At 53.6% G+C, this 11,992-nt stretch carries 8 protein-coding genes and 1 riboswitch; all 8 genes read right to left on the bottom strand.

What is annotated here, in order from left to right; translation table 11 throughout:
- Positions 1 to 261: a hypothetical protein gene (locus ACIDEJ_RS02015; RefSeq protein WP_411986413.1), complete on the bottom strand. Its 261-nt coding sequence runs from the start codon at positions 259 to 261 to the stop codon at positions 1 to 3.
- Positions 262 to 310: 49 nt separating this feature from the next.
- Positions 311 to 2,470 carry a TonB-dependent receptor gene (locus tag ACIDEJ_RS02010; RefSeq protein WP_411986412.1) on the bottom strand — a complete coding sequence of 720 codons (2,160 nt, stop codon included), beginning with the start codon at positions 2,468 to 2,470 and terminating at the stop codon, positions 311 to 313.
- 57 nt (positions 2,471 to 2,527) lie between these two features.
- Positions 2,528 to 2,636: riboswitch (TPP riboswitch) on the bottom strand.
- 68 nt (positions 2,637 to 2,704) lie between these two features.
- Entirely contained in the window at positions 2,705 to 3,355 is a 651-nt protein-coding gene (locus ACIDEJ_RS02005) for a substrate-binding periplasmic protein (protein WP_411986411.1), read from the bottom strand.
- A gap of 318 nt (positions 3,356 to 3,673) precedes the next feature.
- The gene (locus ACIDEJ_RS02000; RefSeq protein WP_411986410.1) at positions 3,674 to 5,743 is read right to left on the bottom strand and encodes a TonB-dependent receptor; all 2,070 of its coding nucleotides are present in this window, start codon (positions 5,741 to 5,743) and stop codon (positions 3,674 to 3,676) included.
- Positions 5,744 to 6,048: 305 nt separating this feature from the next.
- On the bottom strand, positions 6,049 to 6,582 hold the full coding sequence (locus ACIDEJ_RS01995; RefSeq protein WP_411986409.1) for a response regulator transcription factor: 534 nt from the start codon (positions 6,580 to 6,582) through the stop codon (positions 6,049 to 6,051).
- Positions 6,560 to 7,696 carry a sensor histidine kinase gene (locus tag ACIDEJ_RS01990; RefSeq protein WP_411986408.1) on the bottom strand — a complete coding sequence of 379 codons (1,137 nt, stop codon included), beginning with the start codon at positions 7,694 to 7,696 and terminating at the stop codon, positions 6,560 to 6,562. Before ACIDEJ_RS01990 ends, ACIDEJ_RS01995 begins: the two co-directional genes overlap by 23 nt.
- A gap of 40 nt (positions 7,697 to 7,736) precedes the next feature.
- The gene (locus ACIDEJ_RS01985; RefSeq protein WP_411986407.1) at positions 7,737 to 9,863 is read right to left on the bottom strand and encodes a TonB-dependent receptor; all 2,127 of its coding nucleotides are present in this window, start codon (positions 9,861 to 9,863) and stop codon (positions 7,737 to 7,739) included.
- A 302-nt stretch (positions 9,864 to 10,165) separates the two neighbouring features.
- Positions 10,166 to 11,836, bottom strand: coding sequence for a glutamine--tRNA ligase (gene glnS, locus ACIDEJ_RS01980; RefSeq protein WP_411986406.1), 1,671 nt, complete (start codon positions 11,834 to 11,836; stop codon positions 10,166 to 10,168).
- Between the last annotated feature and the right edge of the window lie 156 nt (positions 11,837 to 11,992).

The following is an 11,992-nucleotide window of genomic DNA, read 5'->3' as shown; positions in this document are numbered from 1 at the left end:
TCAGGTCCTGCGCTGAAGGTCAAATTCGCCTTCAAGAAACTTGCACACAAAAATGGCCTTGCCAAACTGTTCATAGGCGGCTTTCATCTCGGTGGACAGCATCTGCATCACCACATCAAACTCACCGCTGACCTGGGTTGACAGGGAATTGGTCACCCGGGTGACGCCCGCATAACCGTCAAGACGCTTAATCAGCCAGCGGATGGGGTCTTTATAGTTGTCGTGTAACGGATACATGCTGATATCGACAGTAAGCATCATCTCTTCTCTCTCCCTTGAATGGGCCGACACCGGGGCCGGCCCCCTTTGGTTACATGAATTTCAGCTTGAACGTAACCCCTAACTGACGAGGGTCGCCGTAGCGGATATATTGCTTGCTGGCCCAGTCCTGATCGGGCTCGTTACCGAAATAGAAGCCGCGCACCCCGTACTGTTTGTCAAACAGGTTACGCCCCCACAGATAAAGTGCCCAGTTTTCAGCATCATAACCAACCTTGGCACTGACAATGCTATAGGGTTTGGATTGGGACTCGTTGCTGTCAGAATAGTAGAATTTGCTTTTACCACTGGCATTGATATTGGCAAACCAGCCGTTATCCCCATGCCAGCTGGCGCCAAGATTATGGGTCCAACGGGGGGAGTGGGCCAGCTCGCGGCCACTGAGGTTCACCGGCGTGCCGTATTTATCGTTGTAGATATAAGTGCCGTATTCGGTTTGCAGATATCCTACACTGCCGTACAGTTCCAGTGCATCGGTGACATACCAGTTAGCTTCCAGCTCCGCACCGTAATTTTTGGAGCCGCCGGCATTGTCAGTGAACAAAATGAAGCGTTGCTGATCCACAGGGTCTTGTAATGAGGCTGACACTTGCTGATCATGCCTGTCCATGTAAAACAGCGCCAAACGGCTGCTGGCAGCACCGTCCAGCCACTGGGATTTCAGCCCCAGCTCGTAGTTATACAAGGTTTCCGTATCGAACTGTTTTTTATCTGCCAATGACGTTGGCAAGGTCATGTTAAAACCGCCGGCCTTGTAACCACGGGCAATGCGCAGATAGGCTTCCTGCCCTTGGGCCAACGCTTTGGACAAGGCGACATGGCCGCCCCACATGTTTTCAGAGGGGCTGAAATCATCACGGTTGCTGTCGCTGTAATCGCTGCTGCGCCGCTCCAGCCTTACCCCGGCAGACAAGCGGTAGCCCCGGGCCAATTCCGCATCCAGCTGGCCAAAAACGGCGTAATTATTGGCACTGTATTGGGATTGCAGCACCTCATCCGGCCAACCGTTGTATTCAGAGTAAAGGTCGTTATCTTCGGTTAAATCCATCAGGTACACCCCGGCAAGCCAGTCGGTGCTGCCGCCAAAAATCCGCCCTGATTCATTGGATGCAATGCGAAATTCCTGGGTCACCGTGCGCCGGTCACCTTTTTTGTCCCACCAGTAACTGTACTCACAGGCGCTGCCTTCACAGTCCCGTGCCGCCCAATAGCCAGGGTTGGCCCAGTCGCCATCGTAACCGTTATCAAAATGGGTTTTGGCCCAACTGCTTAACGATACCAGCTCAAATGCCTCAAAGCCGCTGTAGCTGAGTTTCAAGCTGGCACCCGTGGTGCGCTGGCTGTCCACACCCGGCTGATCGGTCAGGGTGTTTTCGCCGTTATTATCCAGTGTCCAGGCATCATAGCCGTTATCGAAATCAGCATGCAGCACGGTAACATCCGCCTGCAGGTTATCGGTGGCATACCAGCGCAGTTTCAAACGGCCGGTGAATTCATCCCGCTGGTTGGTGTCATCCTGTTGCAGGTAAAGGTTATCCATGTAGCCATTTTGCTGATGTTGCTGCAGCGCCAGCCGGTACAGCAATTTGCCGGAATCGGTCAATGGCCCGGAGCTGTAGCCACTGACGGTGCGCAGTGCATCATCTCCCACAGACACTTCCAGTCCGTGCTCTGGCACCAGGGTGGGATCATTGCTTTTCAGGTAAATCAGCCCCGCCAGTGCATTGGCGCCATAACGGGTGCCCTGGGGACCTCGCAGCACTTCAAACTGCTGCAAGTCGTACATGCTGGACACCATTCCCAGCCCGGACAGATCAATGTCGTCAACAATGAAACCCACCGACGAGTTGGGTGCGCCTTTGTAATCTTCCTGCTCCCCTACCCCACGAATTTGAAAATAGCGGGGGCGCGAGGTGGCGCCAGACCAGTTAAAGTTGGCGACATTGTTCATCATGTCTTCAAAGTGCTCGGCCGCCTGCTCTTCAATGCGTTGCTGGTCGATTACCGTCACACTGGATGGCATGTTTTCCACAGCCGTGCCGCGAAAATCGGCGCTCACCACAATCACCTCCATGGGTTGATCATCGGTGGCGCTGGCAGGGTTTTGAGTGGGGTCAGCAGCAAATACAGGGGCGCTCAGCGCCAGTTGCACGGCAGTGGCAATGGCCGCCGGATAAAAAAGACGAGACATATGGACCTCAAATATTGGCACGTTTGAGATCCGGCATCAGATAAGCGAAGTGATAAGTGCACGGGTGTGGCCCATTCCTACGCCGGTACTAGCCGGATCAGGTTCTAAGGGTTTGTCATGGACATCTCAGTCCGGCGGTGACCGCCGAACACCCCTTGGCGGCCGCCAGTATACATCAATTTGTCATAAAAAAACGTGCTAAGTGTGAGGACTGTCACCGTTATGACGGTGTTCTCATTCATCCAGCGGCGGGTACATGCCAACCGGCAACAAGCTGTGGATTTCACCGCTGACAATCATCCGGTCAATGGCCCGTTGCAGCTTTCCCACAAATTCGCCGTGACTGCTATGGCGCGAAAAACCGTAATAAACCGGAAAGTTATGATCATAAGTCAAACCGCCATAAACATAATCGCTAAACCCTAGCTGGTGAAATGCCGCATCAATGCTTTCTTTATCCAGTACGGCGATATAGTCAAAACGGCCGGCAATAAACATTTTGGCCAGATTGATGTCATCCGCTGCCGGGTATTTTTTCAGGCGGGGATCATGATTGATGAATGGCGAGTAATAACTGCCAAGCTTCACGCCCAGCGTGCCCGATAGCAATTGCTGCTCCGTATCCAGTGGCACCTGTTTGTGGGTAATGAAAAAGATGGGTTCGTTTTCCAGGGCAACAGGGCCAATGTAATGCACATAAGCCTCACGCTCAGTTGTGTGATACAAGCGGGGCACCAGATGCACTGCGCCTGTCTGCAGCCGGTACAGCGAGCGCTGAAACGGCATCTCCTGCCACTGTATCCGGCAGCCTGCATGTTTACAGGCAAGTTCCAGTATCGTTACCAGTTGTCCGCTGAAACCATGGGTTGTCTGATCATAAACCATGAAGGGAGGGCGCAGTCGAAAATCCGCCCGAAGCACAACCGGAGGTTTTGCCCATGTGGCACAAGTGAATAACAACAGTAGGAGCAGCCCGAAACGCTTGTCGCCCATGATATGCCTGTTTGCGAAAAAACCATGTTATGTATAGCAGAATTACGTTGCACTGTACTAACTGAGACTGTGGTTTTATGACCTAAGCGTAACAAACTGTCATTTTAGAAAGCTGGCAGCAAAAACGTGCCATAAAGCAGGATTCATCACAAAAAAAAGCCTGCTGGGCAGCCATCCGCAGCAGGCTTGGACACACATACATGTTGTTTGTTAATAGCGATAGCTGATGCTTAAACGCAGCATTCTGGGTTCTACCGGATGGTAGTGCAAATCTTCCACCCCATCGGCGGCTTCACCCGGCAGGCGGGAGGCATACCAATAATCAATATCGTGTTCGTTGCTGTCAAACAGGTTCAGGATTTCAGCTTTGACATCCCAGTCACGGTAGCCATACCCCAGGGACAGATTCACCAAGGTGGTGGCGTCAGCTTCGTGCTCCTTAAAGCTGTCCAGTACCCGTTTGCCCAGATAACGCACCCGCAATGCGGCATGAATGCCTTCGGCTTCCGGCTGGTAGTTAATACCGGCGCTGGCCACCCAAGGTACGGTGCCGTCCACGTATTTGCCTTCCAGTGTTTCCGCCTCGGTAAAGCGTGCCCGGGTCAGTGCCAGTTCAGTATCAATGCTGAGAGAATCGTTGAGCCAATAATAGGCTGACATTTCGATACCGTAACGTTCTGATGCCCGGCTGGGTTCAGTGGTTCCCGCATCCCCCACATAGAGCAGTTCCGAGTCCAAATCCAGATACCAAAGGGCGGTGGAGAAGTTTATGTATTCCCGATCATAGTAACGAAAGCCCAGCTCTGCGCCGGTGGAACGAACCAGCAAGTCCACCTTGTCCAGTGCCTCGCCGCTGCTGGGGTCAATGGTGATGGTGGCGCCGCGGGCATCGTTGGAGTGGAATCCCTGACCGGCACTGGCGTACAGTTCCAGCTCGTCATTGACCAGATAGGACAAGCCCCCTTTCAGGCTCCAGATCCCGTCATGGGCATTGCCGCTGTTTTGCGCCATGTCACTGGTGACATCCGCATTGTAATAGTCGTATCTTGCGCCCAAACGGAACTTGAGGCTATCGGTTAACTGGGCATCGAGCTTGCCAAAAAGTCCGCTGGAAAACTCATTCACGGCATCGTTGCGCACCGTGCCTATGGGCTGTAAGTCCCGGGTATGATACAGCGCCACCTTGCCGATGTGGTCATAACGCACATCCGCACCGGCGGTGACATCCGTGGTAATGCCAAAAGGCGCCACATGCCAGTCCCGACCCAATTTACCGCCCCAGATCTCCCGGTTGTCCACTTGCTGAAACTCATCGCCATCCACGGGATTGTCCAGATAGTAGGTAAAGTTGGAAAACAGGTTCAGGCGTGAGCGGATCACATAGGCACTGGCTTGCCAATCGCTGTCCACATAGCTGGCAGATAAACTGTAACGGCTGGAATCGCCGCCCAAATCCGGGTCCAGCGAGCCATATTCATCAATCAGGCCGGAGGTTACCGCACGTTCGGGGATCTGATCGGCCGAGTTCCAGTCGTTGCTATAGGCCATGGCGGTCAAGGCCAATTCCCCGTCGCCCACATGGGTAAGGTAACGCCCCATGGCATTTATTTTTTTGACATCTTCATCCACATCCTGCCACGGGCCGTTGTAACGCTGCAGCTCGCCGCCGAAAATGAATTTATTGTCCTGCCACTGCTGCTGTCCGGTGGCCAGCAGCCGTTGATAACCGTATTCTCCCAAGGTCAGCGCCAACTGGCGATAAGGCAGATTGTCCGTCAGTGAAATGTCCGCAGAGCCCGCGCCGGAAAAGTCGCCGATTTCCGGATAGTAAGCCCCTTTGTAATAATGGATTTGTCCAATCATCTCCGGGATCAGGAAGTTAAGATCCGTATACCCCTGACCATGCCCGTGGCTGCGCATGTTGATGGGCATGCCATCCACACTGGTGGCAAAGTCGGTGCCGTGGTCAAGGTTGAATCCCCGCAGGAAATACTGGTTAGCCTTGCCTGAGCCACTATGCTGAGTCACCAGCATCCCCGGCACAAATTCCAGCACCTCACCGGTACGCAACAAAGGGCGTGCATCAATTTCACCGGCCCCCACAATCCCTTCAGAAGCCGAGCTACTTTGGCCCAACAGGTTCAGCTGGCGGCCAAATACCGTCACTCGTTCAATGGATGCAGCGGACTGCCCTTGGGTTTGTCCGGCATCATCAGCTTGCGCCATGGCAGCCACAAACAGTGCTGGTACGGCAACAATCGCGGTTGAAGTCAATTTCATATCGATTAATACAGCGGGAGAATGAATAAGTGGCGCTCAGTATAAAAAGTTTGAGTATTACGAAATTTGATCAAAGTCATACTTAATAATATTTTTTTTATTTGAGTAATACTGGCAAATGAAAGGCGCAAAGCGGGGGAATGTCCATGAAAGGTATGCCGGGGAGATTGAGATAACAGATGTCCAAAGAAACGCCATGAAGCCGGATAACACAAACCGCAACACTCAGTGCGGCCGAGCCGTTAACGCTGCCATTTTGGCGGCAGATACCCATTGCCATGACGCGACAATGTACGCAGATGCAATCAACCACGCCCCGGGGAATGCTTTTGCAGCTTGCGCTGCAAAGTGCGCCGATGCAAACCAAGGGCTTTGGCCGTGGCGGAAATATTGCCATCATGTGCCAGTAAAATGCGTTGAATGTGTTCCCATTCCACCTGGGCGGGGGTCAAGGGTTTGTTGTCCACGGCTTGGGCCTGATTAGCTTGTGGCCCCGGGTCCAACCGCTGCAATATCTCGTTAAGCCCCACCGGTTTGGCCAGATAATCCGTGGCGCCCCGGCGCATGGCTTCCACGGTGGTGGCAATGCTGGCATAGCCTGTCAGCATAATCAGCTGTTTGGGACAAAAATGGTGCTTGAGTGACGCGATGCTGTCCAAGCTTGAGCCTTGCTCCAGCATCATGTCGAGCAAGATGGCATCCACCGGCTGTGGGGGTTGCTGCAATGCGGTCGCAACCGATGTGTGGGTTTGCACGTCACACCCAATGGCTTGTTGCAGCCGGCGCTGCAACACCTCCAGATAGGTGCGGTCATCATCAATCACTATGATTTTCAGCATGGGGCTCCAGCGGTAATTCAACGAGTGTGACGATAGTGACATGGCCGGAGGCGTCATGCTTATAGGACATGTCACCTGACGACTCGGGGGCATTCTTGCGGTTATCGGGGCGATACCAGTTAACCCTTCCATGGAATTTCTCAATGGTGGCATTACTCAACACCGCCCCCATTCCGTGTCCGGCTTCGCTGGGCTGCAGCTTGAACCCCAGTTGTGTCAGTAGGGATTCGGGTACGCCAGCCGCGGGATTTTCGATGCGTAACTGCCAGAGATCATCCACAATGATGCTCTGTACATTGACCCAGGGATGGGATTGGGCGCCAGCGGCTTCACAGGCATTGACAATGATGTTGGTCAGCGCTGGCAGCAAGGTGCCGTCGGCGCTGAGTTGTCTTTCAGGGGCATGGCTTTGCCAGGAGATATGCGCCTCCGGGCGGGCCAGCAAAACCAGGTGCTGCAATGCGCGCCACAACTGCTGGGTATCATACCGGCGTAACCTGGCCTCACGCACATCATCGGCAATGCCGCGCCAGTTTTGCAATTGCGCCACCACCCGCTGCAATTGCCGGTTCAGCTCAGTCAGCGCAGGTCCCGGGGGATGCTGCTCCATCACTTCATCAATCAGTAACTGCATGGATTGCACCGGGGTGGCCATATCATGGGTAAGCTGGGCGGCTGCCGTGCCAATGGCCAGCAGTTGCTCATTGCGCAATTGCCTCTCCCGCAGCTGATGTATGGCCGCTTCGCGCTGGGCCAGCTGCTTTCGCAGGTACCATACCACCACGGCCACCAGCATGGCGGCCAGTACGAACCCCACCACCATGCCGTAGTAGTGGCTGGTCATCAGCGACCCGTGCCCGTCATGGGGAGGCAACAACCATAACTGCCCGACCTGCGCACCGATGCTCAGCAGCAACACACTGAGCGCAAAGGGCGCAGACAGCAACATGAATGCCAGTACCACCGGCAATAACAACACCACGTTGAAAGGATTGCTGGCAGCGCCATTGGCCGCCATAATGCCGTTCATCAGCAATACTTCGGCTAACAGCAGCCCTAGCATCCATCGTGGTGACGGCCGTTGCCACAGCAGCATCACCAGCAGCAATATCATATGTTGTTTATTCCACCCTGGATTGTGCTAACAGCATACCTTAAAAGGCATAGCTAACACCAAACTCCAGTGAGCGACCCGGTGCGGCAATCTGCTGGAATCCTGCGCTGCTGTCGGCTTTATAAGCGGCAACGCTGACACCGCCCAACGGCAGGGCATAATCATGATCCAACAGGTTATTGACTGCCAAGGTCAACGTCAGTGCTTGCCATTTGATACGGCTGTTCCAGTTGAGCAGCGAATAGGCCGCGGTTTCATTTTCCAGGCGATGCGCATCCACCCGGTCTTTTACCGCCACCCATTGCCAATTGAGGCTCTGTTGCCAATCGCCCAACTGTTGTTGCAATGTCAAGGCGGTTTGCAGGGGTTTTATCTGATACAAGGGTGAATTGCTGTCATCCTGCTCACCATGGGTGGTGCCCACACTGGCATTCAACCGCCAAAGTCCGCTTTGGTTATCTGCCAATCGGTAGCCCATCTCCAGATTGGCGCCATACAGGGTGGCATCCACATTGGTGAATTTCAGGATGTTGCGCTGCCCGCCCGGAGTGCCACTCTTGTTGAAAGTGCCCATGGGGGTGGCATCAATGTAATCCTGCACGCGGCTGTACCAGGTGCTGGCAGACACTTGCCAGTCATCGTTGCTCAGTTTGTAGGCCAAGCTTAATGTATGGGCGGTTTCCGGCGCTAGATCAATGTCACCCACATAGCCGTTGCCATCGCCAAACCAACCCACCATGGAGGTGGCCATGGCACTGCGGCCCCAACTGTAGCGTTCATACAGGTTGGGTGCCCGGTTTTTGCGCGCCAGCCCCAGCTCCAGCCGCTGGGTGTCAGACAACTGATAACGCGCCAGCAAGGTGGCATCCAGTAGATGATCGCTGCGCTTGCGCGATTGCCCGTTGAAGGCCGTTGCCGCGGCGGCATCCATGTTCGGCTTGCCCATCATTGCCATGGTGTTATAAGACTGCACCTGGCCGCTGTTGGTCATCACGTACTCATAGCGGGCGCCGACCGACAACCACCAACGCTGGCTGAGAGATTGCTGCCATTCGGCAAATGCCGCGGTTCGAAAACGCCGGCCATCGTTGATGTTGACATAGTCTTTTGGCCCCATCATGCTGGAGCCGGCCACGGCAGGCCATATGTCATCCAAGCGGTAATCGTAGGTTTCCTGTCCCAGCAACAGTGTGCTTTGCTCGCTCATGGGCAAACGCCAGTGCAACTGGTAACTGTAATCATCCCCGTCCGTATTCATGGGCATTTTGCCGGTTTTTTCAGGAGTGAAAAAACCCATTTTGTGCTGCACGCTGTGCCAGTTGGCCTGAGCACTGAATTCACCGTCGTTCTCCAGCCACTGCTGATAACGGGCCAACACGCCGTAACTCTGGTTATCGGTCATGTCCATGTACTGGTTGGCAAATCCCTGGAACGGAATGTACTGGTGGGTCAGTTTCAGGGCAAACTGTCGCTGCTCATTGCGCCAGGCGGCCGTTAATGCATGATTCTGTGCCCGGTAGAGGGTATCAAGCACTTTATCGCCGTTGCCATCCTTGTAGCTGTTGGCATCCTCATAAGCGCCTTGATAATCCAGGCTAAAATGCTCACTGGCAACCCGAGCACCGGCGCCCAACAAAAGTGCGTCACTGATACTGCGATAACCGGCAGACAGATACCCGCCCTGCCATGTCAGGGCTTCATCGTCTGCAAATTGCGGCTCCAGACTGCTGATTTTGATCACCCCGGCGATGTTGTCACCGCCCATGCTGACAGGCGATATGCCGGCAATCACTTCGGCGGTGCTCACCTGGTTGGCAGAAATGTAGGACAGTGGCGGATTCATCTGGTTGGCACAAGAGGCGGTGACATCACTGCCATCAATCAGCACCTTGATGCGATCGCCCATCATGCCGTTGATCACCGGCAGGGCAGACATTCCCCCCGCAGCGGAAAAATCCACCCCTTGTTGCTGCAACAATCCATCCACGGCGCCCAATACGCCACTGTGCTCCGGATGTTCACCCAACACCTGCAACCGTTCGATTTGAGGTTGAGGGGCGGTGTTGTCTGCCAGTAACTGGGGGCTCCATATCAATCCCACCGCCAATGCAACGGCTGATGGCTTCCTGCGAAAGTCGTACACATGCTTTTGGGTATATCTGCTCACAATGATCACCTTCAATGTTAATCACTTGTAGAAAGTTGCCGCATTATAGCGTGAGCAAGATCACATATAATGTGACATATTGTCGCACCTGTTGCCAAGGCAATGATGGCATTGCAACCACGCAAATACAGCAGGATTAATGGGAGGGGAAACCACTACTCGTGGGGTGGAAAAACATCAAACCAATACAGCACCGCCCCGATAGGACAGACAACAAAGCCCGGCCTTAAGTGAACTGCAGCAGCAATCACTTGAAGGCCGGGCTTTGGGATAATGCAGGGATTATCAGCGCCAGCGGCTAATCACGCAAAAGAATCACGCAAGGCAACCGTGCGGTTAAACACCAACTGCTCGGCAGTGGAATCTTTACTGTCGGCACAGAAATACCCTTCACGCTCAAACTGATAGGCTTTTTCAGCCTCGGCAGCAGCAAGACCCGCTTCCACAAAACCGTGACGCACCTGCAGTGAATCAGGATTCAATGCTTCATCCAATGTTGCTGCTGAAGCCGGATTGGCCGCGCTGAACAGGCGATCATACAAGCGGAATTGTGCCGCTAGCGCGGTGGTTTTTTCCACCCAGTGAATAACGCCTTTGACTTTCCGTCCATCAGCGGGATTGCTGCCTTTGGTGTCGGCATCGTAGCTGCAGTAAACCGTGGTCACATTGCCGTCATCATCCTTGTCGCAGCGCTCGGCTTTGACAATGTAAGCATTGCGCAAGCGCACCTCTTTGCCCAACACCAGACGCTTGTAATGCTTGTTGGCACTTTCACGGAAATCCTCGGCGTCAATGTATAGCTCGCCACCAAAAGGCAATTCTCGCTCGCCCAGCTCCGGTTTGTTAGGATGCACGGGCGCATGAATGGTTTCCTGCTGCCCTTGCGGATAGTTTTCAATCACCAAACGGATGGGATTAATCACGGCCATGGCACGGGGAGCATTGTCATTCAACTCTTCCCGGATACAGGCTTCCAGCATGCCGATTTCAACCAGGTTGTCCTGCTTGGTGATCCCGATACGCTCACAGAACTCACGGATGGATGCGGGGGTGTAGCCACGGCGGCGCAACCCGGCAATGGTGGGCATTCTGGGGTCATCCCAGCCATTGACCAGCTGACGGGTCACCAGCTCGTTCAGCTTACGCTTGGACATCACGGTATATTCCAGATTCAACCGTGAAAATTCATACTGATGGGTACGGCCCGGATAATTAAAGTCATCCAGATGATCCAGCACCCAATCATACAAACGGCGGTTATCCTGAAACTCCAGGGTACACAAGCTGTGGGTGATGTGTTCCAGGGCATCGGAAATGCAGTGAGTGAAATCATACATCGGATAGATGCACCACTTGTCACCGGTCTGATGGTGATGAGCAAACTTGATGCGGTACAACACCGGGTCACGCATGCACATGAATGATGATGCCATGTCGATTTTGGCCCGCAGGCTGCATTCGCCCTCTTTAAACTCACCGGCACGCATTTTTTCAAACAGTGCCAGGTTTTCTTCAACGCTGGTGTCACGGTACGGACTGTTTTTACCGGGCTCTTTTAGCGTGCCGCGGTATTCCCGCATCTGCTCCCCATTAAGGAAACACACGTAGGCCAACCCTTTTTTAATCAGTTCAATCGCGTAACCGTAAAGCGCGTCAAAATAATCGGATGAATAGTGGATGTCGCCGCTCCACTGAAAACCTAACCAACGCACGTCTTCCTTGATGGAATTCACGTAATCGATGTTTTCTTTTTCCGGATTGGTGTCATCAAAACGCAGATTGCACTGTCCCTGGTAGTCCCGGGCAATACCAAAGTTCAGGCATATGGATTTTGCATGACCGATATGGAGGAAACCGTTGGGCTCTGGCGGAAAACGCGTGTGCACGCTTGTGTGCTTGCCACTGGCCAAATCCTCATCAATGATATTGCGAATGAAGTTACTCGGACGTACTTCAGTGTCCACCTGACTCATGTAATTCCTCTTTGCGAACCGTGCAATTTTTATAAAACGGGCATGATCCTACAGATCATGCCCGCTGACAATGCCCTTAGGATAAAAACTGTCGTAACGTCCGTCAACGTTGCCACCAAAAGAAAAAGCAGCGATTTACGCTGCTTTTCAACGAAG

Origin of the sequence: Shewanella mytili (assembly GCF_046765975.1) — a bacterium.
Taxonomy (GTDB): Bacteria; Pseudomonadota; Gammaproteobacteria; order Enterobacterales; family Shewanellaceae; genus Shewanella; species Shewanella mytili.
This window is presented reverse-complemented; position numbering and strand designations above follow the sequence as displayed.